This window comes from Pseudomonas sp. 8(2025) (assembly GCF_052665325.1).
On sequence record NZ_JBQOIE010000008.1, the window covers coordinates 124,938 to 146,398 of the forward strand.

The 21,461-nt window shown below is 64.4% G+C and carries 19 protein-coding genes and 1 tRNA gene; 11 read left to right on the forward strand and 9 right to left on the reverse strand.

Features of this window, described 5'->3' with window-relative positions; genetic code table 11:
• Positions 1-68 precede the first annotated feature (68 nt).
• Both ACUXVH_RS16815 and ACUXVH_RS16820 read right to left on the reverse strand, forming a co-directional pair.
• Positions 69-464 carry a hypothetical protein gene (locus ACUXVH_RS16815; RefSeq protein ID WP_065364737.1) on the reverse strand — a complete coding sequence of 132 codons (396 nt, stop codon included), beginning with the start codon at positions 462-464 and terminating at the stop codon, positions 69-71.
• Positions 465-738: 274 nt separating this feature from the next.
• Positions 739-948 carry a hypothetical protein gene (locus ACUXVH_RS16820; RefSeq protein ID WP_227454106.1) on the reverse strand — a complete coding sequence of 70 codons (210 nt, stop codon included), beginning with the start codon at positions 946-948 and terminating at the stop codon, positions 739-741.
• A gap of 339 nt (positions 949-1,287) precedes the next feature.
• Here ACUXVH_RS16820 and ACUXVH_RS16825 point away from each other — a divergent pair, with 339 nt between their 5' ends.
• The 5 genes from ACUXVH_RS16825 to ACUXVH_RS16845 all read left to right on the forward strand — a co-directional run bounded on the left by ACUXVH_RS16825 (position 1,288) and on the right by ACUXVH_RS16845 (position 5,147).
• Positions 1,288-2,775, forward strand: a complete 1,488-nt coding sequence (locus ACUXVH_RS16825; RefSeq protein ID WP_065364404.1) for a sensor domain-containing diguanylate cyclase — start codon at positions 1,288-1,290, stop codon at positions 2,773-2,775.
• Positions 2,768-2,986, forward strand: coding sequence for a cysteine-rich CWC family protein (locus ACUXVH_RS16830; RefSeq protein ID WP_065364405.1), 219 nt, complete (start codon positions 2,768-2,770; stop codon positions 2,984-2,986). The genes ACUXVH_RS16825 and ACUXVH_RS16830 overlap by 8 nt, the downstream gene beginning before the upstream one ends.
• Before the next feature lie 29 nt (positions 2,987-3,015).
• A complete protein-coding gene (locus tag ACUXVH_RS16835; protein WP_011059770.1) occupies positions 3,016-3,708 on the forward strand; it encodes a pseudouridine synthase in 693 nt (230 codons plus the stop codon).
• Positions 3,709-4,033: 325 nt separating this feature from the next.
• Entirely contained in the window at positions 4,034-4,918 is an 885-nt protein-coding gene (locus ACUXVH_RS16840; RefSeq protein WP_015634505.1) for an alpha/beta fold hydrolase, read from the forward strand.
• A 155-nt stretch (positions 4,919-5,073) separates the two neighbouring features.
• Positions 5,074-5,147, forward strand: a tRNA-Gly gene (locus ACUXVH_RS16845).
• 106 nt (positions 5,148-5,253) lie between these two features.
• Here the strand turns inward: ACUXVH_RS16845 and ACUXVH_RS16850 are convergent.
• The gene (locus ACUXVH_RS16850; protein WP_073698945.1) at positions 5,254-5,682 is read right to left on the reverse strand and encodes an SMI1/KNR4 family protein; all 429 of its coding nucleotides are present in this window, start codon (positions 5,680-5,682) and stop codon (positions 5,254-5,256) included.
• A 272-nt stretch (positions 5,683-5,954) separates the two neighbouring features.
• Between ACUXVH_RS16850 and ACUXVH_RS16855 the strand changes: the two genes are divergently transcribed.
• On the forward strand, positions 5,955-6,683 hold the full coding sequence (locus ACUXVH_RS16855) for a class I SAM-dependent methyltransferase (protein WP_019096081.1): 729 nt from the start codon (positions 5,955-5,957) through the stop codon (positions 6,681-6,683).
• A 79-nt stretch (positions 6,684-6,762) separates the two neighbouring features.
• Here the strand turns inward: ACUXVH_RS16855 and ACUXVH_RS16860 are convergent, their stop codons facing one another.
• Entirely contained in the window at positions 6,763-8,538 is a 1,776-nt protein-coding gene (locus tag ACUXVH_RS16860) for a sensor domain-containing diguanylate cyclase (RefSeq protein ID WP_053149541.1), read from the reverse strand.
• A 375-nt stretch (positions 8,539-8,913) separates the two neighbouring features.
• Between ACUXVH_RS16860 and ACUXVH_RS16865 the strand changes: the two genes are divergently transcribed.
• From ACUXVH_RS16865 to ACUXVH_RS16880, 4 genes are all read left to right on the forward strand, one after another.
• The gene (locus ACUXVH_RS16865; protein WP_065364407.1) at positions 8,914-10,452 is read left to right on the forward strand and encodes a DUF1800 domain-containing protein; all 1,539 of its coding nucleotides are present in this window, start codon (positions 8,914-8,916) and stop codon (positions 10,450-10,452) included.
• A gap of 27 nt (positions 10,453-10,479) precedes the next feature.
• Positions 10,480-11,667: a DUF1501 domain-containing protein gene (locus ACUXVH_RS16870; protein ID WP_065364408.1), complete on the forward strand. Its 1,188-nt coding sequence runs from the start codon at positions 10,480-10,482 to the stop codon at positions 11,665-11,667.
• A 476-nt stretch (positions 11,668-12,143) separates the two neighbouring features.
• Positions 12,144-12,431 (forward strand): hypothetical protein, encoded by a 288-nt coding sequence (locus tag ACUXVH_RS16875; RefSeq protein WP_015634499.1) that lies wholly within the window; start codon positions 12,144-12,146, stop codon positions 12,429-12,431.
• 218 nt (positions 12,432-12,649) lie between these two features.
• Positions 12,650-13,024 carry a hypothetical protein gene (locus ACUXVH_RS16880; RefSeq protein ID WP_015634498.1) on the forward strand — a complete coding sequence of 125 codons (375 nt, stop codon included), beginning with the start codon at positions 12,650-12,652 and terminating at the stop codon, positions 13,022-13,024.
• Positions 13,025-13,082: 58 nt separating this feature from the next.
• Here the strand turns inward: ACUXVH_RS16880 and ACUXVH_RS16885 are convergent, their stop codons facing one another.
• Positions 13,083-13,619, reverse strand: coding sequence for a GNAT family N-acetyltransferase (locus ACUXVH_RS16885; RefSeq protein WP_065364409.1), 537 nt, complete (start codon positions 13,617-13,619; stop codon positions 13,083-13,085).
• Between the two features lie 231 nt (positions 13,620-13,850).
• Here ACUXVH_RS16885 and ACUXVH_RS16890 point away from each other — a divergent pair, with 231 nt between their 5' ends.
• On the forward strand, positions 13,851-16,007 hold the full coding sequence (locus ACUXVH_RS16890) for a TonB-dependent receptor (RefSeq protein WP_065364410.1): 2,157 nt from the start codon (positions 13,851-13,853) through the stop codon (positions 16,005-16,007).
• A 57-nt stretch (positions 16,008-16,064) separates the two neighbouring features.
• Here ACUXVH_RS16890 and ACUXVH_RS16895 read toward each other — a convergent pair whose 3' ends face one another.
• From ACUXVH_RS16895 to ACUXVH_RS16910, 4 genes are all read right to left on the reverse strand, one after another.
• Positions 16,065-17,075: an Ldh family oxidoreductase gene (locus ACUXVH_RS16895; RefSeq protein WP_065364411.1), complete on the reverse strand. Its 1,011-nt coding sequence runs from the start codon at positions 17,073-17,075 to the stop codon at positions 16,065-16,067.
• 115 nt (positions 17,076-17,190) lie between these two features.
• Positions 17,191-18,765 (reverse strand): aldehyde dehydrogenase (NADP(+)), encoded by a 1,575-nt coding sequence (locus ACUXVH_RS16900; protein WP_065364412.1) that lies wholly within the window; start codon positions 18,763-18,765, stop codon positions 17,191-17,193.
• A gap of 32 nt (positions 18,766-18,797) precedes the next feature.
• On the reverse strand, positions 18,798-20,369 hold the full coding sequence (locus ACUXVH_RS16905; RefSeq protein ID WP_065364413.1) for an APC family permease: 1,572 nt from the start codon (positions 20,367-20,369) through the stop codon (positions 18,798-18,800).
• A gap of 159 nt (positions 20,370-20,528) precedes the next feature.
• Complete coding sequence (locus tag ACUXVH_RS16910) at positions 20,529-21,449, reverse strand: dihydrodipicolinate synthase family protein (RefSeq protein WP_065364414.1); 921 nt, start codon at positions 21,447-21,449, stop codon at positions 20,529-20,531.
• Between the last annotated feature and the right edge of the window lie 12 nt (positions 21,450-21,461).

Sequence of the window (21,461 nt, forward strand, 5' to 3'; positions counted from 1 at the left end):
CGACAGTGGACTCGGCGAAGGTCCTGCGGACCTTGTCGCAGCCTGCGGCAGCGGCTACAGGGTTCGGCTCAATGACCGCGGCCCCCATGGCCATGGTCGCCGCGCCCGTGATCGCCGCGCCCGCCATTGTCACGCCCGCCGTGGCCGCCCCAGTCCTGGTTGCTCCAGTTGTTCGGCCGGCCATGCCCACCCCAACCCTGGTTCGGATAAGGCCGGTATACCGCGCGCGGCGGCTGGTAGTAACGCGGGGCCGGTTGGTAATAGCGCGGCGCCGGCTGGTAGTAGCGCGGTGGGTAGTAACTGCGCCCCGTGGAATAGTAGGAAGACCCGCCACCGTAGTAATAGGCCGGCGCGGGAGCGCTGTAGACCTCCGAGCTGTAGTAGCCGGAGCCTCCACCGTAATAAGGGGCACACGCAGCAAGGCTCGAACCCAGTAAGGCAATCAGTAGAAGTCGACGATACATGGCGGCCTCCTGGACCGCGAAGAAGCCTCGCCAGCGACGCTGGCAGGCGGCAATCAGCAACAGGCTGACTGACGCAATATCTGACCGCGAAAAGCGCTTGTGGTGCGATTTGCGCAACACTTTGAAACAAGTGCTGCTGACGTCCTTTCCCGCGGTTTTCCACGCCCACGAAAAAGCGCTGCCTCAGGCAAAGGCAGCGCTGTGGGCAACGACTCTCGGCCCTTGGCCTCTTGTCATCCGAGGCGGTGGCCTGTTGTACGGGCCTTGGTGCCGGCTAGTGGTGCCAACGTCGGTAGCCGCCGTAGTAGTGCGGCCCGTAGCCCCCGTGATAGTAGGGCCGGTAATAGTAGTGAGGCCTGTAGCCGCCTCCATAGTAGGGGTAGCCACCGTAGTAATAGGGGCCTGGAACCGCATACACGTCAGTGCGGTAGTACCCCGGCTCGACGTAATAGGGCACACAGGCGGACAGACTCAAACCAAGCACAACACCGAGCAAGATTCGACGGAACATGGCGGCCTCCCGGACCGCGTGCAAGCCGTACCAGCGACGCTGGACGACGCCAATCGAAACGGCAGGACTGGCATTGCATAGGACCGCAAAAAGCCTTTGTGGTGCGCCGCGCAGCAGTGCCCCGATGGCTTCACCGACCAGTGGCGGGGCCTGCTCGGCGGCCTTGCAGGCTCCAGTTGCAACGAGCCCCCCGCTGGCCTTCCAGCGCCTGGCAAACGTATCGAAGTCGAGACAATTCAGGCGCGTGATGAACGAGTTATTTGCGCGCCGTGCCACTAGAATGCGTCATCGGGCCACTATCACGGAATCACCATGCCGCGCCGCTCTCCCCTGTATTCCCAGCGCTCGCTGGTTCTGGTCCTGATCGCCCTGCTGGGCAGCGGTTTTCTCGCCACCTCGCTGCTCAGCTACTACGCCTCGCGGGATTCGATCCGCGACAGCATCGTCAATACCGAACTGCCCCTGACCTCCGATACCGTGTACTCGGAAATCCAGAAGGACCTGGTGCGGCCGGTGCTGATCTCCTCGATGATGGCCCGCGATACCTTCATGCGCGACTGGGTGGTGGCCGGCGAGCGCGACCCGAGCCAGATGACCCGCTACCTCAACGAGGTCATGACCCACTACGACGCCTACACCGCGTTCTTCGTCTCCAACACCAGCCTCACCTACTACCAGGCCAAGGGCGTGCTGAAGAAGGTCAAGGCCGATGAGCCCCGGGACGCCTGGTACTTTCGCGTACGCGACATGAGCACGCCCTACGAGATCAACGTCGACCCGGACCTGGCCAACCAGGACAAGCTGACCTTCTTCATCAACTACAAGGTCTACGACTACCAGGACCGCTTCATCGGCGCCGCCGGGGTCGGCCTGACCGTGGATGCGGTGATCAAGCTGATCGACAAGTACCAGCAGCGTTACCAGCGCAGCGTGTACTTCGTCGACGCCTTCGGCCGCATCGTCCTCACCGGTGCCGACGGTGGCCCCCAGGGCGCCCGCAGCGGCCAGTCGCTGCATGAGCTGGACAGCCTCAAGGAGCTGCTGAGCCAATTGCCCAAGCCCCACAGCGGCAGCTATGAATACAATTCCCAGGGCCAGGGGCACTTTCTCAATGTGCGCTTCATTCCCGAGCTGAACTGGTACCTGTTCGTCGACAAACGCGAAGACGGCGCCCTCAACAGCATCCGCCAGTCGCTGTACCTGAACCTGCTGATCTGCCTGGTGATTACCGCCATCGTGCTGGTCCTGCTCAGCGCCGTGGTGCGCCGCTATCAGCGCAAGATCGAAGCCCAGGCCACCCTCGACAGCCTTACCCGTCTGCCCAACCGCCGCGGGTTCGACCTGCTGGCGGCCCAGGCCCTGCAAGAGGCCTGGCGCGACCTGACGCCGCTGTGCGCCGTGCTGCTGGACCTGGACCACTTCAAGCGCCTCAACGACACCTACGGCCACCTGGCCGGGGACCAGGTGCTCAGTGGCTTCGCCCGGGACCTGCAGGGCTGCCTGCGCCAGTCCGACATCGTCTGCCGCTGGGGCGGCGAAGAATTCATCGTCCTGCTCAAGGACACCGACAGCAGCGTGGCCCTGGGCATCGCCGAGAAGATCCGCCTGCTCACCGAACAGCAGCGCTATCACTATGAAGGGCAGCCGCTGCAACTGACCGTCAGCATCGGCTTGACCAGCCTGCAAGCCCAGGACACCCTGCACAGCCTGCTGTCCCGTGCCGACCACGCGATGTACCGTGCCAAGCACACCGGACGCAATCGAACCTGCGTGGAAATGCCTCACTCCAGCCATGAATGAACCTGAACTCTGCCCCGCCTGCGGTGCCCGCAACGACTGCACCCTGGCTGACCCGCGCCGCGCCGGCCAGGCCTGTTGGTGCTACAGCGTGGACATCGACCCGGCGATCATCGAAGCCCTGGCGCCGGAGCTGCGCAACCAGGCCTGCCTGTGCCCGCGCTGTGCCGGGATCGACGCGCAGCTGCGCGCCGCTACCCTGCCCCGTCCCTGAGCCCCTCCAGCCGATAGCCACCGATCACCATGCGCATTGACCGTTTTCTCAGCAACCTGCCCCGTTTCAACCGCCAGCAAGTGCGCGTGCTGCTGGTGCAACGACGCATTCGCATCGATGGGCAGCCGGTCAGCGACCCCAAGGCCGAGGTCCGCGAGTTCAGCCGGGTGGAGCTGGACGACGAAGTGCTGCAGGCCGGCAAGCCGGCGCGCTACTTCATGCTGCACAAGCCCATGGGCTGCGTCAGCGCCACCCGCGACCCCGAGCACAAGACCGTGCTCGAACTGATCCATGAGCCGGACCCGCAGGATCTGCATATCGCCGGGCGCCTGGACTACAACACCACCGGGCTGATGCTGATCACCAACGATGGCAACTGGTCGCGGCGCCTGACCCAGCCCCAGACCAAACTGCCCAAGCTCTATTACGTGGAAACCGAGCAGGAGATCGGCCCCGAGTACGTCGAGACTTTCGCCCATGGTCTGTATTTCGCCTTCGAGGACCTGACCACCCTGCCCGCTCAACTGCAGATCCTCGGCCCCCGCAGCGCCCGGCTGAGCATCGTCGAAGGGCGCTATCACCAGGTCAAGCGCATGTTCGGCCACTTCAACAACAAGGTGCTGCGCCTGCACCGCGAACGCATGGGCCCGCTGCTGCTGGACGAACGCCTGGCCCCCGGTGAATACCGTGCTCTGAGCGACGCCGAAATACGCCTGATCTGAGCGTTGCGCCGCGCCACACGACCGCTGGGCAGAAGCTGTCGAACAATTTGCCCAATGACCTTGCAGGTTCCCGGTTGCCCTGCTTGAATCTGTCCGTCGGCCGAATTGTGACCGACGAGTCACAACCACACATCTAAGAAACCCTTTGCCGGCCTGAGCCCTGCCTGCTCTGCCTTCCCCCCGGCAAATCGCCCGCCTATAACAACACCCGTCGACCTGCCTTACCGGATCGACATGGGCTCCGATTCCAGGCGTATGCCTACCTGTCACATTGCCCGTGCACACTCACGTTGCGCGCATACCCGCTTGCCAGGAGTCTTATGACATGAGGCCAGAAATCGCTGTGCTGGATATACAGGGTCAGTATCGGGTTTACACGGAGTTCTATCGCGCAGATGCCGCAGACAAGACCATCATTCTGGTCAACGGCTCACTGGCCACCACTGCGTCCTTTGCCCAGACCGTGAAGAACCTCCACCCGCAGTTCAATGTGGTGCTCTACGACCAGCCCTACGCGGGTCGCTCCAAGGCCCACAACAGGCACGAACGGATGCTCACCAAGGAAGTCGAGGGGCAGATCCTGCTGGAGTTGATCGAGCACTTCGCCGCCGAACATGTGCTGTCGTTTTCCTGGGGCGGCGCCGCCGCCCTGCAAGCGCTCTCCCAGCGCCCGCGACGCATCGAGAAGGCGGTGATCAGCTCGTTCTCGCCGGTGATCAACGAGCCGATGCGCGACTACCTGGAACGCGGTGTCGACTACCTCGGCAGCCGCGATGGCCATCGCGTCGGCGACCTGGTCAACAACACCATCGGCAAGCACCTGCCGTCGCTGTTCAAGCGTTTCAATTATCGCCACGTCAGCAGCCTGGCGGAACATGAGTACGGGCAGATGCACTTCCACATCAGCCATGTGCTCCATGGTGATCGCCAGTGCTACCTCAGGGCCGCACGCAACATCCAGGTCCCGGTGCTGTTCATCAACGGCGAATGGGACGAGTACACCTCAGCCAACGATGCCCGGCTGTTCGCCAACCATGTGCAGCAGTCGAGCTTCAGCACCATCCAGGCCACCGGGCACTTTCTCGACATGGAGCACAAGGCCGCCTGCCGCGACACTCGCCAGGCCCTGATGGGGTTCCTCAAACCGGGCCAATACGACAACCGTTCGCGTGCCCCGCATGTCCAGGAGCAGCATGTACGAGCCCTCTGAAAAGCCCTCCTCGCAAGCCGCCTGCATACCGTGACAACCCCGGTTTTCACGGTATGGGGCGGGCTGGCGATGAAGGTCAGCGGCGCGCAAGCGCAAGTCAGCTAAAGAAAAACTTCAAATCCACGGCCACATCTGGTACAAAGTCAGCCGTTCGAGCGGGTGTCGTATAATGGCATTACTCCAGCTTCCCAAGCTGATAACGAGGGTTCGATTCCCTTCACCCGCTCCACTTCCCCAATCTGCGTACCCACGCAGAAGCTCCAAGCAGTTTCCCAGTCGTTGAACCGCAACGATCTCTCCCTCCAGACCTGACCATTCAAGCCCAAGCCTTGTGCCTACCCGGGCCGATCGGTGCAGGCCAGAAAAGCTGCATAGCCATCGGCAACCACGGACGTGGCGCCAGTCTCATGGGACCAGAGCACCACCACCGGCTCACCGGCCTCCCCCAGCACGGCGTAATCGAAGCAGTAGTAGTCGCCCGTGCCGAACTGGGCGAACGGCAGCAGGTTGGAGAAACCCGCCGGGTCAGCGCAGACGTTGTCCTGCCAGGCCCGCCAGCCGCCTTCGAAATGGCGGACTATCGACTCCCAGGTCTTGCGCGGATCCCGGGCATCGAAGACCGGAAACACCTCCAGCGCCCCCAGGGCCTTGCCGTTGTGCTCCAGCAACCAGCGCGCGAACGAGCAGGGCAAGGTACGCCCCAATGCCATCTCTGCCGCGCGGATCGCCTCGATCGTCGTGCCTGTCACTCTCGCTTTGCCCATGATGCCTCTCTTGGGGTACGAATTCGGGGCCGGGGACACTCGGTGTTCCCGGCCGGCGATTGTGCCGATGAAGATCCTGGCGTGCAAAGCATCCGGCGATGGCCCGGCCCGCAAAACTGGCTAAGATATCCGACCTGTTTTGCTGCACCACCTGCCCGGCCATCGACGATACCTGCGTCGCGCCCTGCGAGGGAGAAGCCCCTCAGCTGTTTCAACTGCATGACATTCCCTGCCCACCAGGGCTGCACACGAACCTGATAGAGCCTCCCGACATGACTCAGAACATCTACGACGACCCGATTTTTTTCCAGGCCTACAGCCAGATGGGCCGCTCCCTCGGCGGCCTCGACGCCGCGCCGGAATGGCCGGCCCTGCAAGCCCTGCTGCCACCGATGAACGGCCTGCGGGTGCTGGACCTGGGCTGCGGCTATGGCTGGTTCAGCCGCTGGGCCAGCGAGCACGGTGCCCGCCAAGTAGTCGGCCTGGACGTTTCGCAGAAGATGCTGGCCACCGCCCGCGCCACCACCTCGGCACCCAACGTGCAGTATCAGCAAGAGGACCTGGAGCAACTGCGCCTGCCCGCCTGCAGCTTCGACCTGGCCTATAGCTCACTGGCCCTGCACTACATAAAGGATTTGCCCGGCCTGTTCGCCCAGGTCTATGCGGCCCTGGTACCGGGGGCGCGCCTGGTGTTCTCCATCGAGCACCCGATCTTCATGGCACCGCGCAACCCGGGCTGGCAGGTGGACGCGCAGGGCCGCCAGTCCTGGCCGGTGGACAGCTACCAGCAGGAAGGCGAGCGGGTGACCCACTGGCTGGCCGAAGGGGTGATCAAGCAACACCGTACCCTGGGCACGCTGCTCAACACGCTGATCGATACCGGCTTCAACCTGCGCCATGTGCAGGAGTGGGGCCCCACGGCGCAGCAGATCGAGGACCTTCCGGCGCTGGCAGAGGAGCGGGAGCGGCCGATGCTGTTGCTGGTGGCAGCGCAGCGGTGAGGAGGTGCGGCGCCCTCAAGGTTTTTTAACGCCCCTTCGGGCCGCTCGCAGCCTGCGACAGCGGCTACAGAAGCCGCAGTCAGTAGCCTTGCTGTAGTGGAAAGCGCTGGGCCGCGCTGCGGGCCAGGAATTTTTCCTGGACCATGGGCCGGGCCAGGAAATAACCCTGGGCCTCATCGCAGCCGAAGGTGCGCAGCATCTGCAGGCACTTGAAGCTTTCAATGCCCTCGGCCACGGTGCGGTAGCCCAGTTCCCGGGCCAGGGCGATGACCGAGCGGGTGATCTTCTGGTGCTGGGCACTGCTCTCAAGGTCGGTGACCATGGATTTGTCGAGCTTCACCACATTGGCCGGAATCTGATGCAGATAGGCGAAGTTACTGTAGCCGGTACCGAAATCGTCGATGGCCACATCCATGCCCAGGGCGCGGATCTTGCTCAACTGGTCCAGCACCCGCGGGTTGGAACGCAACCAGGCACCCTCGGTGATTTCCACTTCCAGGCGATGGGGTTCGATGCCGTGGCGGCGACAGGCCGCCTTGAGCACATCAGCGATGTCCTGGTCCTCGAAATCCTGGGGCGAGAGGTTGATCGACAGGCGCTGCACTTCACCGTCGCTCCAGGCCTGCAGCTTGCCGAGCACCGCATTGATCACCCAGTGGGTTACCCGGTGGATCAACGCATTGCGCTCCATCACCGGAATGAACTCCGCCGGTGAAATCGGCCCCAGCCAGGGGTGATCCCAGCGGATCAGCGCCTCGGCGCTGACCTGGGCGCCGTCGGGCAGGGCGAAACGCGGCTGGAACATCAGGTAGATCTGCCCACTGTCCAGGGCTTCGCTAATATCCGAGGCAAGGTTGAAGGCTCGCCGGTAGGCCTGGTCCCGCACCACGTCGTAAGGCGCCCAGGTGCTGCGGTTGAGGGTCGCCAGTTCCAGGGCGAACATGGCCTTGCGCAACACGTCGGGCACGGCGTCGCGGTCCGTGGAGAACTCCACCGTGCCCGCGCACACCCCGGGAATCATCGGCAGTTCCAGCCCTGGCGGCTGACGCCGCAGGCGCCGCACCAGGCCTTCCAGGAAGCGCTCGATCCCGGGAGCCGCCGGCAGCAGGAAGCCGAAGCGCTTGACCGATACGTGATACACCCGCACATGGCGCCCCAGGTAGGCGAGCAGTTGCTGGGCCAGGAACCGCACGATGGTCTCGAACGGCGCCAGGCCCATGGCCAGGGTCAGCTCGTGGGCCACGGTCATGTCCACCGCGTCCACCAGCACCAGCACGCGCCGTTCTCCCGGGTTCTCATCCGCCAGGTCGTACAGGTCGCTCTGAAATTGCTCACGGTTGGGCAGCCTGCTCACCGGGTCGCGCCGGGTCAGGCGCTGACGCTGCTCCACCTGCTCCATCACCAGGGATGCCAGGTCGCGCAGTTGCTGACGCTCGGCAGCGTTCAGGCGCTGGGGCTGGCGATCGATGACGCACAGGCTGCCGATCGCATGCCCGGTGGAGGTAATCAGCGGCGCGCCGGCATAAAAACCGATGCCCGGGTCTTGGGTCACCAGTGGGTTGGCGTGGAAACGCACATCCTGGCGGGCGTTTTCCACCTCGAATACATCACCGGACTTGATGGTATAGGCGCAGAACGATTGCTCGATGGGGGTCTGCTCGGGCGCAAAGCCCACCCGCGACTTGAACCACTGCCGATCACGGTCCACCAGGGTGATCAGGGCCGTGGGCACCTTGAAGTACTCTGCGGCCAGCCGGCAGATGCGGTCAAAACGCTCGCACCGGGCCGTATCCAGCAGTTCCAGGGCATACAGGGCAGCCAGGCGCTGCTCCTCGGCCAGCGCCTTATCGGGCATATTGCGCCTCGGGCAGGATCAACACACTCATCACCAATCTATCTCACCAACGCAGGGATGGAACGACACCCGGAAACCGGGTCGGGCCTTGAAGTAGTGGCACTACGACATCCATCGACAGCATGACGCAGTGACTAGTGCTTGCCAATTCCATCCGTCGGACGAACGGTCGACGGCAAGCCCCCCAACCCTGCGTTGAAACACTTGTCCTAGAGCATTGCCGACTGAAAGCCGGAACAACCCTCTGGTAGCCTGCGACGCTATACCGCTGTGCTGCCCAGGGAGCCGGGACAGGCTTCACGCCCTGCCCTGAACCTGGCGACGGACGGCGAAAATCCCCATCGGCCGCGACCTCTCACTTCGGACCAACCGCCCATGCCAAGGCTTTCCCCGTTGCCCCGCTGCCTGTACCTGTCGACTGCCCTGGCTGTGCTGCTGCCAATCCTGGCCCACGCCGCACAACCTCAAGCGCCCAGTGCCGCCGACATCGCCTGGCTGCGGCGTGACGGCTTCGACCTGGACGCGGCGCAACTCCAGCGCCTGCGCACCCTGGGGCGCAATGAGCTGCTGAGGGCGCAACTGGACGATCGCCTGCACGATCCGTTGCCACCGGCCATCGACACCCTGCTGCGCAGTTATCCGGCCCTGAACGATTCGCCCCGCTCCCTGCTGGAGGAGTTCCGGCAGCGCCAGGAACAGATCAAGGCAATGCCCGAGGGCGAAGCGCGCAACCAGGCGCAAAAAGACCTGCGCCAGTACGCCGCCCAACTGGCTGAACAGACCCAGTCCAGTGTGCTGTTGCAAGCTGTCTACGGCCCCAACCAGCTCAAGGAACAACTGGTGCTGTTCTGGCTCAACCATTTCAGCGTGTTCCAGGGCAAGGGCAGGGTGCGGCTGCTGACCGCCGATTACCTTGAAAACACCCTCCGCCCCCACGCCCTGGGCAAGTTCAAGGACCTGCTGCTGGCCACCCTGCAAAGCCCGGCCATGCTCGAATACCTGGACAACAGCAGTAACGCCAGGGGCAAGGTCAACGAGAACTACGCCCGTGAACTGATGGAACTGCACAGCCTGGGCGTCGACGCCGGCTACAGCCAGGAAGACGTGCAACAGCTGGCGCTGATCCTCACCGGAGCCGGGCTGGCGCCCCTGGACGGTCGCGAGCAGCGCTTTCCCCGCAACCTGCAGCCCCTGGTGGTGCAACAGGGCCTGTTCCAGTTCAACCCCAAACGTCACGACTTCAGCGACAAGCACCTGCTGGGCCATACCATCAAGGGCAGCGGGTATGACGAGATCACCCAGGCCGTGGACCTCATCACCCGGCAACCGGCCTGCGCGCGGTTCATCTCGCGCAAGCTGGCCCAGTACTTCGTCGCGGACGAGCCGCCGCCGGCGCTGGTGGCGCGCATGGCCAAGAGCTTCAGTGACAGCGATGGCGACATCGCCCAGGTCATGGCCACCCTGATGCAATCGCCGGAGCTGCTGCACGCGGCCGGCAGGAAATTCAAGGACCCGCAACAGTTCGTGGTCTCGGCGCTGCGCCTGACCTATGACGGCAAGCCCCTGGCCAACCCGCGACCACTGCTCAACTGGCTGAATCAGATGGGCCAGCCGCTGTTCGGGCGCATCACTCCCGACGGCTGGCCGCTGGTAGCCAGTGGCTGGTCGAGTTCCGGGCAGATGGCCAAGCGCTTTGAAATCGCCCGGGCCATGAGCTCGGGCAACAACCGGCTGTTCACCGCCGAGGGCAGCCAGGTCCCGGGGCCGGGGTTTCCCATGATCACCACGCCGATGTATTACCAGGCGATCGCCCCCTACCTCTCCAGCACCACCCGCAACGCCCTGGAGCAGGCCGTTTCCCCCCAGGAATGGAACACCTTCCTGCTGTCCTCGCCGGATTTCAACAATCGCTGAGAGCGCCCCACCTGACCAGGAGCCGTCATGAATCGTCGCCAATTGTTGATCGCAGCCGCCGCCCTGCCCAGCCTGACGTTTTATGCCCGGCTGTTCGCCGCACCGGCCTCGGCGCCGCGCACCCTGCTGGTGTTCCTGCGCGGCGGCTATGACTGCAATAACCTGCTGGTGCCCTACAGCAGCGACTTCTACTACGAGTCGCGCCCGACCCTGGCGATAGCCCGGCCCGATGGGCACAACCCACAGAGCGCCATCGCGCTGGACAGCCACTGGGGCCTGAACCCGCTGCTGCGCGATTCGCTGTACCCGCTGTGGCAGCGCCAGGAACTCGCCTTCGTGCCCTTTGCCGGCACCGACGACCTGTCCCGCAGCCACTTCCAGACCCAGGACACTATCGAGGCCGGCCAGCCGAGCCAGCAGCCCCGGCGCTACGACTCGGGGTTCCTCGCACGCCTGGCGCGGCAGGTGCCCGACAGCGCGCCTATCGCCTTTACCGACGCCCTGCCCCTGAGCTTCCAGGGCGGCCAGGAGATTCCCAACCTGTCCTTGCGCAGCGCCGGCAAGACGCCCTTCGATGAGCGCCAGGCAGCGATTCTGGCCTCCATGTACCAGCACACGCCCTATGCCGCCGCGGCCAGCGATGGACTGGCCCTGCGCCAGAAGGTCTCCCGGGACCTGCAGCAAGAGATGCTCGCGGCCAATCGCGGGGCCGCCAATGCACAGAGCTTCGCCGCCCAGACCCGGCGCATGGCCGGCCTGATGCGCGAGCAGTATCGCCTGGGCTTCGTCGATGTCGGCGGCTGGGATACCCACGTCAACCAGGGCAGCACCCAGGGCCAACTGGCCAGCAACCTGGCCAACCTCGGGCAAGGGCTGGCGGCCTATGCCGAGGCCATGGGCGAGCACTGGAAGGACAGCCTGGTGGTCGTGGTCTCCGAATTCGGCCGGACCTTTCGCGAGAACGGCGCCCGGGGCACCGACCACGGCCATGGCACGGTGTACTGGGTGTTGGGCGGCAGCATTCGCGGCGGGCGCCTGGCCGGCGAGCAAGTGACGGTGAACGCGCAAAGCCTGCTGCAGAACCGCGACTACCCGGTGCTCAACAACTACCGGGATCTGCTCGGCGGCCTGCTGGGCGCTACCTGGGGGCTTTCCCGCGCTCAGGTGCAGGCGGTGTTCCCCGGTTCCCGGCCCGCGACCCTGGGCCTGGTCTGATGCCGTTGCTGAAACGCCCGGATGCAGGCAAAAAAAGAGCGATCCCAGGGTCTGTACGAAAACTCGCCGAGCAAAGATCAGGCAAGGCAAAAACAGGCGAGGAAGCGGAGTTTAGGAACCTAAATGAGCATTCCGAGCCTGTTTTTAACGCAGTCTGATCGAAGCGCAGGTAGTTTTCGTACAGAGCCCACGATCGCTCTGCGGTTCGCAAACGGATGCACCGGGCCATTCGCCCCGGCAGACTCTTGGCAACCTGCCGTGAATCCGCTTGAAACCATTTGCCCCCTGTCACCGCCCGGCTCCTGCCCGGCGTGCCGATATTTTTACCAGTGCGCAACTGTCTGCTTGCTGAACCTGAAGCCAATCCCGCCATCGATGCTGTCCCCCCTCCTGCCCGAGCGCTTGCCAAGCCGGGGAAAAACCTGAAGCATTCGCAGCCCGCGCCCCTGGCGCCCCCCCACGGAAGGAGCCGTGCCTTGAAAACACTGCTGTTGCTGCTCTCCCTCATCCTGCTGATGGTGCTCAACCTCGGTTACTACACCGAGCTTGAAGAGGCTGAAACCCATACCCGCTGGTTTATCAAGACATCCCCGACCCTGCGCCTGGAATTCTTCAACATCCACGCCAATGACGGCGACTACCGGCGCGTGGAAAAGCTCACCGATGAACAGCGCCAGATGATCATCGACTATTGCAAATACCGCCTGGGCATCGACACCCAGGTCACCACCCAGGCCGATGTGGAGCGTTGCGCCAAGCTCTAGGGCCGCCCTGCCCCCCCTCTCTCCCAGCCTCCGACCAGGGCTACGACCGCGCTAAACAGCCCTGATGCGGTGCTCATTGGCCCCTGGGTACCGGAGCACCTGCGCCCGACACGGCTCCCAAAGTGCTATGGTGGCCGGCTGCCCTGCGTGCCAGGGCTCACTGGAGGAGCAATACGCTGAGCGCGTGGTCGCCACCTTGAGGAGGTCACTGAAGAGATATGTGTAACGCAAAAGATATCTATACCGCGGGTTGGGTCCTGGTGGTCATGGCCGGGCTGGTGTCCCTGGCGATCCAGGTCTACCTGGGCTATTTCAGGCTTGATGACATGGTCAAGCACCTGTCGCGCTGCCGGGTCATTGCCATCCGCATGCCGCTCCTGGGCAAGGACCCCCTTAGCCGTTTCTTCATGCTGCTGTGCATCGGCGCACTGTTCGCCATGCCCCACCTGTTCCTGCGCAACGGCGGCCTGAACGTGAAGGACTACAGGAAATTCCCCCTGGGCCTGAAGTGGCTGATCAATCTGTTCCAGTTCGCGGCCCTGGTGGCCGTCATTGCCTTCCTGGTGCTGTGGTGGGTCAGCCGCCACCTCTGACGGCAGGCATGGACCATACGGGGCGCCGCCAACGGCGCCCCACGCTTGCCCCCCCGCCTCAGCCAGCCGACCGTTGCTGGCAAAAATCCTCACGGGTCATTGCAAAGAAGCGGCAGGGCAAGCCTTCGAAATCGGCATTGTGGGTGAAGCGAAAACCGACCTTGCGCGCCACCGCCAACGACGCCTCGTTGTCGACATGGGCATCGGCGACTATGCGCTGCACCGCCGGGTCGGCAAACGCATGCTCGACGATCCGCCGCGCGGCCTCGCTGGCAAAACCCCGCCCCCAGGCCCGCCGCACCAGGCGCCAGCCCATTTCCAGCTCGGGGCCCACAGCATCGAAGGGAATGAAGGAAACCCAGCCCAGCAACTCATCCGGCGCGTCCTTGGCGAAGATCGCCCAATACCCGCAGCGCGAGCCGAAATCCTGGGTCATGCGCCCCTGTAAAAAGTCCCTGTGCCACTGCCCGCCATCCCAGGTCCCGGGGATGAAGCGCGTGACTTCGGGATCCTGATCCATACCCAGGCACGCCTGGAAGTGCTCAAGGGTACGGGGGCGCAGCAACAGGCGGGCGGTTTCGAAATGCAGGTTCATCCGTGAGCTTCCTGAAAGGGGGCGCTCATGAAACCGCAACGCCGGAAAAAAAAGAACCCTCCGGTTCAGCAACAGGCCACGGCCCCTTGGTAGCGGTCCTGAGGAGGGGCCGGCTATCGCGCATACAACGACGCATACACTTTTCGACATGATTGTTCAGATAGTTCTGATTGAATGACATAAATTCGCATATGAGAATCGCTTCCAAATAAAACGGAGGCTTTATCTGAAATGTCCAGTCCTGCCCGCCCACACCCATGGAAGTTGTGGTCCACATCCCTCGGTTTGATGGCCCTTAGCGAAGCCAGCCTCGGCGCCACCGAGCAATCCACCGAACGCCCATCCGACACGGCATCCGTCACCCTCGGCACCACCCACGTCAAGGGCGAACACAAGCCGGGATACAAGCGCGAAACATCGGATTCGGTGAAGTTCACCGCACCGCTGCGCGAAACCCCGAAGTCGGTGACCATCATCACCGAATCCCTGATGCAGGAGCGTGCGGTGTCGACCCTGGCCGATGCCCTGCGCACCACGCCGGGAATCACCTTCGGCGCGGGCGAAGGCGGCACGCCGCTGGGCGACCGGCCCTTCATCCGTGGTTTCGAAGCCAGCACCGACATCATGATCGACGGCATTCGCGATGTCGGGCGCATGACCCACGAAGCCTTCAACGTCGAGCAGATCGAGATCGTCAAGGGCCCGGGCTCGGCCTACGCGGGGCGCGGTTCCACCGGCGGCACCATCAACCTGGTCAGCAAAGTGCCGCAGCAGGAAACCTTCGCCGCCGGCAGCCTGACCCTGGGCACCGATCAACTGCGCCGCACCACCGTCGACCTCAACCAGTACCTGCCCGAACAGAACATGGCGCTGCGCCTGAACGCCATGAAGCATGAAGCCGATACCCCCGGGCGCGACGATGTGGAAGTCACCCGCTGGGGCCTGGCGCCGAGCTTTTCCTTCGGCCTGAACACCGATACCCGCGGCACCCTCAGCTACTACCACATGCAGAGCGACGACATTCCCGACCAGGGTGTTCCGGTATCGGCCATCAGCGGCAAGCCGGTCAAGGTTGACCGGGACAATTTCTACGGCTTCAGCAAACGCGACTTCCGCAAGACCTCGGCCGACCTGTTCACCCTGCAACTGGAACACGACTTCAATGACCAGCTGACCCTGCGCAACACCACACGCCAGGGGCGCAGCATGCAGGACTACATCATGAGCCGGCCGATTGCGACACCGGCCCAGGAGCGCAACAACCTCGCACAACGCACCGCTCGCCCACGTAACGTGGTCAATACCTCGCTGATCAACCAGACCGATATTTTCGGCAAGTTCGACACCGGCTCCATCGGCCACAGCTACAGCGCCGGCCTGGAATTCTCCCGGGAACGGATCGACGAGAAAAACCGCTATGGCAGCGCGGGCAGCGCCGACCTCGGTGACCTGAACTCCCCCAACCCCAAGGATCCCTTCACCCCGGTGCCACGCGGCGATGGCCAGCATCGCGTCACCAAGCACAACAACCGCGCTCTGTACGTGATGGACACCCTGGCCCTGCATGAACAGTGGGACCTGAACCTGGGGGCACGCTTCGACAACTACCACGTGCGCGATGACGCCCAGAGCAACCGCAGCAACCTCTGGACCTACCAGAGCGGCATCGTCTTCAAGCCGCTGCCGTACGGCAGCATCTACCTGTCCTACGGCACTTCGTTCAACCCATCGGGGGAAACCGCCGGGCAATCCGGGGGGGCCGACGGCGCCGCGGGCGGGCGGTTGAGCAACCTGGATCCGGAAAAGAGCCGCAGCATCGAGCTGGGCACCAAGTGGGACCTGCTGAACGAACGCCTGTCCCTGACCGCGGCCCTGTTCAAGACCGAGAAGACCAACGCCCGGACCTACGACCCGATCAGCAACGAGGTCACGCTGGACGGCGACGTCGAGGTGAAGGGGTTTGAAGTGGGAGCCACCGGCCATCTCACCGAGCAGTGGGAAGTGATGGCGGGCTACACCTACCTGGATGCCAAGACGGTCAAGTATGCGTCCGGAAAAAACACCAACTTCGATGGCAACCAGGCCAAGTTCATCGCCCCCAACAGCGGCTCGGTCTGGACCACCTACGCCCTCACCGACCGCTGGAAGGTCGGCGGCGGCGCCAACTATGTGGACAAGCGCTATACCAACGATGAAAACACCCGCAGCCTCGATTCCTACTGGCGCTACGACGCCATGCTCGCCTACCGGGTGAACAAGAACCTGGACCTGCAACTCAACGTGCTCAACCTCACCGACGAGACTTACTACGACGCCTCCCACGTGGGGATGTTCGCCACCGTCGCGCCGGGGCGCTCCGCCGAGCTGGCGGCCAACGTACGCTTCTGATGCCGTAAAGCCGGCTCCTGCACTCATCCGCAGGAGCCGTCTGCCGGTGAACAGGCCTCAGAGCAACCCGCGAATATCCTCCAGCAGCCCTCGGGGAATCTGCACTCCGTGCTCCAGGCTGCGGGCCCGGGCCGCAAAACGCCGCTGTGACGGCAGCCGTGCGCCCTGTCGGGCAATCGCCGCGAACAACCCTTCCGCCCGTTCCAGCCCCTGCGCATAGCCCTCCCCCAAAAACACCCTGGGATCGAACGCCAGCACCAGTTCCCCATGGCAGGGCGTAGCCCCCACGCCTCCATCGAAGGCCATGGACTCGGCACTGGTCAGGTCGCCGATCAGGGCACCGGCCAGCAACTCGATCATCGCCGCCAGGGCCGAACCCTTGTGCCCGCCGAACGTCTGCATGGCGCCCTGCAACGCCGCCTTGGCATCAGTGGTGGGCTGGCCATCGGCGTCGATGGCCCAGTGCTCGGGAATCGGCTTGCCCTGGCGTGCATGCAGTTCGATATCCCCCCGGGCAATGGCACTGGTGGCGAAGTCAAAGACAAAAGGCTGGCCCCCCGGGCGCGGCCAGGCAAAGGCCAGGGGGTTGGTGCCGAACACCGGATGACGCCCGCCCGCCGGGGCCACCCAGCTATGGCTGGGGTTCATCGCCATCCCCACAAGGCCGTAGTCGGCAATCGCCTCGACCTCCGGCCACAGCGCGGAAAAGTGGAAGCAGCGCTTGATCACCATGGCGGCGATGCCCTGGCTGCGGGCCTTTTCCGCAAGGATCGGCAAACCGGTATGAAAACCCAGCAGGGAGTAGCCGTAATGGGCATCCACCTCCAGCACCCCGGGAGAAACATGCCGCAGGCTGGGTTCGGCCCGGGGGTCTATCCGGCCCTCGCGCACCGAACGTACGCAGCCCAGCAGACGATACACCCCATGGGAGTGGCACTCGTCACGCTGGCCCTGGGTGATGACTTCGGCGATCGCCCGGGCATGGGCGTCGGACAGGCCGTGGCGAGTGAGGACCTGATAGGACAGGGCACAGACTTCATCCAGTGACAGGGTGATGTATTCAGACATGCAGGAACCTCTATGGCAGGTGGGGAACGCTCCTGTGGGAGAGTTTGCGGATAGGTAAGGCAAGAAGGATGAGCAGGCGCGCCGGCACTCCCGAGGAGAGCAGGCGCGCCTCGGGTCAGCCCGGGCCCTGGCCGTCGAGCAGCTGCGGCACTTGCAACGGATTGGCGCTGTGCAGTTCAGCCGGCAACAGCGACTCGGGCAGGTCCTGGTAGGACACCGGGCGCAGGAAGCGCTGGATCGCCAGGCTGCCCACGGAAGTGCTGCGGCTGTCGGAAGTGGCCGGGAACGGCCCGCCATGGACCATGGCATGGGCCACTTCGACACCGGTGCCGAAACCGTTGGCCAGCAGGCGCCCGGCCTTGCTCTCCAGCAGCGGCAGCAGCGCCCGCACCTGCGGCTGATCGCCCTCGCCCAGGTGAATGGCAATGGTCAGCTGGCCCTCCAGGCTGCGCAGTACCTGTTGCAGGACAGTCAAGTCGGCGCAGCGGACAATCAGCGAGGCCGGGCCAAAGATCTCCCCGCGCAACTCGGGGCACGCCATGAACGCCGCGGCCGAGGTGGCGAACAATGCCCCGCGCGCCTGCTGGCCCTGCCCTTCCGGGCCCTGGGCCAGGAGCTGCACCCGGGCATGCGCCGCGAGGCTGGCCACGCCTTGGCAGTAGCTGCGGTAAATGCCCGGCGTGAGCATGGTCTGCGCCGCCACGTGGCCGAGGGCCTCGGCGGCGGCCCGCTCAAAACGCTGCAACGCCGGCCCATCGACGGCCAGGATCAACCCCGGGTTGGTGCAGAACTGCCCGGCGCCCTGGGTCAGCGAGGCGACAAACGCCGGGGCGATCTGCTCGCCGCGCTCCTCAAGGGCATGGGGCAACAGCAGCACTGGATTGATCGAACTCATCTCCGCATACACCGGGATCGGCTCGGCGCGCGCTGCGGCGATCTGCATCAGGGCCATCCCGCCGCTGCGCGAGCCGGTGAAACCCACGGCCTTGATCCGCGAGTCCGCCACCAACCCCTGGCCGATATCCCGGCCACTGTCGAACAACAGTGAAAACACCCCTTCGGGCATTCCCTGCTGCCGTGCCGCCCGGGCGATGGCCTGGGCCACCAGCTCCGAGGTGCCGGGGTGGGCCGAGTGCGCCTTGACGATCACCGGGCAGCCCGCCGCCAGGGCCGATGCGGTATCGCCGCCAGCCACGGAAAAGGCCAAAGGAAAGTTCGACGCACCGAACACCACCACCGGCCCCAGACCAATCTGCCGCAAGCGCAGGTCGACCCTGGGCAAAGGCTGGCGCCCGGGCTGCGCCGGGTCGATCCGCACCCCGAGAAACCCGCCCTTGCGCACCACCGCGGCAAACAGCCGCAACTGGCCAACAGTGCGCCCGCGCTCGCCTTCCAGGCGGGCACGGGGCAGGCCGGTTTCCAGCAGGCAACGCTCGATCAGTTCATCCCCCAGCTCAAGAATCTGGCTGGCGATACTCTCCAGAAACGCCGCCCGCCGCTCCAGCGGCAACAGCCGATAAGGCTCGAACGCCGCCTGGGCCAGGGCACAGGCACGCTCCAGGTCGGCCGGTGCGGCCCCGCCAAAAGCCGGTTGCAGCACCTGGCCGGTGGCCGCGTTCAGCCCATGGATATGCCCGTGGGTGCCCAAGGTAGCTTGCTGGCCGATCAGCATCTGTCCAGTAACAGTCATGGTTTGCCTCGTCTGCTTGAAAGTGGGCACCCTCATTCCACCTCATCGCCGTCCAGCACCAGCTTGGCGCCGGGCACGCCGGTGTTGGCGCCCCAGTAGTAGATACACAGGGCCATGAGGGTGACGGTCAGGGTGTCGAAGGGGTGAGCCAGGGCGCCGATGCCGCCGAAGCTGCCCAGGTAGGAAATGACGATGGTCAGGGCATAGAACGCGATCAGCCACAGGGACGAACGCACCTGTTCGCCAAGGCTCAAGTGATCGGTGGGCACCAGGCGCTTGCACAACAGGTAGATCACGAACATCAGGATCTGCAGCCCCAGCAGCCAGGACACCGTGCCCCAGCCCGACCAGTAGACGATCAGCGCCGCGATCACGAAGGACACCGGCCCCAGCAGGGTAAAACCACGCACGCGGAACGGCCGCGCCAACTCCGGCGCGCTCTTGCGCAAGGCCGCGACACTGATGGGCGCCACTGCATAGCTCAGTACCAGGGCTGCCGAGACCACATTGATCAGGGCTTCCCAGGAAGGGAACGGCAAGGTCCAGAACACCGACAGGCCGAAGGTCAGCCACAGCGCCGGACGCGGAATGCCGGACTCTTCGTCGATGCGGGTGAAGATCTTGAAAAAGGTCCCGGTGCGGGCCCAGCCGTAGACCACCCGCGGTGTGGCATTCATGTAGATGTTGCCGCAGCCGCTGGGGGAGATCACCGCGTCGGCTACCACCAGGTAGGCCAGCCAGCCGACCCCGAGCGTCAGGGCGATATCGCGGTACGGCAGAGAGAACTCCTTGCTGATGCCGCTCCAGCCGTTGGCCAGCATTTCCGTGGGAATACTGCCCAGGAACGCCAGTTGCAGCAGGCCATAGATCAGGGTCGAGAGCAGCACCGAAAGGATCAGGGCAATGGGAATGGTGCGCTGCGGATTGCGCACTTCGCTGGCCACGGAAATGATCGGGGTCAGCCCCAGGTAGGCAAAGATGATGCCCCCCGCCGAGACCGCCATCTCGATCCCCGAGAGACCGAACGGCGCAAAGCCCTGGACATGGAAGTTATCGGGCTTGAAGAAGGTGAACAGCACCCCGATCACCAGCAGCGGCACGATGAACTTGAACAGGCTGATGAAGTTGTTGGATTTGGCGAAGGTCTTGACGCTGTAGTAGTTGAGCCAGAAGAACAGGCACAACAGGGCGAACTGCACCAGCCAGCCGATGATCGTCGGGTTGCTCGAGCCCTCGTGGGTCAGCGCCGGGAACCAGGCCGCGGCGTACTGCCGGGCCGCCACCACTTCAATCGCCACCAGGCTGGAAAAGGCGATCAGGGTGATGAACCCCATCAGGTAGCCCAGCAGCGGCCCGTGGGAAAACACCGGATAGCGCACTACCCCGCCGGCCCGGGGCAGGGCTGCCCCCAGCTCGCAGTAGACGATGCCCAGCAGCAGTACGGCAAAGCCGCCCAGCAGCCAGGAAAAGATCCCCGCCGGCCCGGCAATCGCCGAAACGTGGCTGGCAGCGAACAGCCAGCCGGAACCGAAAATCGCACCCAGACCGATAAAGGTCAGGTCCACCAGAGAGAGTTGTTTCTTGAATTTGCCTTTGCCTGACATGGGGCTGCGCCTGTTTTGGATTATTGGAATGGGCAGATGGAATGTCACGTCGGCGGGGCCGTCCGACGCTTGCAGCACTGCACCCGGGCTGTGCCTCGTGGCCTCCCGGAGCTGTTGTTTGGAAGCGGGCGCCCTTCACCCTGGGCGCCCGTGAACGCCTTACAAGCCGACGTTGGGCAGGCTCGGGCGCGTGGCCAGGGCCTTGGCGACAATCGCCTTGACCTCGGCCAGGGTCTCGCCTTGCAGTGGCAAGCGCGGCGGCCGGGTAATGGACGAACCACGCCCTACCAGTTCCTCGCAGAGCTTGATGCACTGCACCAGGTCCGGACGGGCATCCAGGTGCAGCAGCGGCATGAACCAGCGGTACAGGGCCAGGGCTTCCTCGAAGCGCTTTTCCTTGGCCAGGCGGAACAGCGTCTCGCCCTCCTTGGGGAAGGCCACGGACATCCCGGAGACCCAGCCCTCGGCGCCCACCGCAACGCTTTCCACCACCACGTCATCGAGCCCGGCGAACAGCACGAAGCGGTCGCCGACGGCATTGCGCAGGTCGATGAAGCGCCGGGTATCGCCGGAGGAATCCTTGAAGCAGACGATGTTCTCGCAGTCCTGCAGGGCGATCAGTACGTCGGGGGTGACGTCGTTCTTGTAGATGGGCGGGTTGTTGTAGACCATCACCGGCAGGTCGGTGCCGGTGGCCACGGCGCGAAAATGCGCGGCGGTCTCATGGGGCTTGGCCGAGTACACCAGGGCGGGCATCACCATCACCCCGTCGGCCCCGGCCCTGGCGGCCTCGCGCACAGTGTTGCGGGCAAACTCGGTGGTGAATTCGGCCACCCCGGCAATCACCGGCACCCGGCCGCCGGCGGCGTCCTTGGCCACTTCGATCACCGCGAGTTTTTCCGCGGTGGTCAACGAGGTGTTCTCCCCCACGGTGCCGCACACCACCAGCCCCGAGACGCCATCGTCCACCAGGCTGCGCATGACCTTGTGGGTGGCTTGCAGGTTCAGGGAAAAATCGGCGTTGAACTGAGTGGTCACTGCGGGGAACACACCGCTCCACTGGATGGTTTTACGGCTCATGGTCTTGTCCTT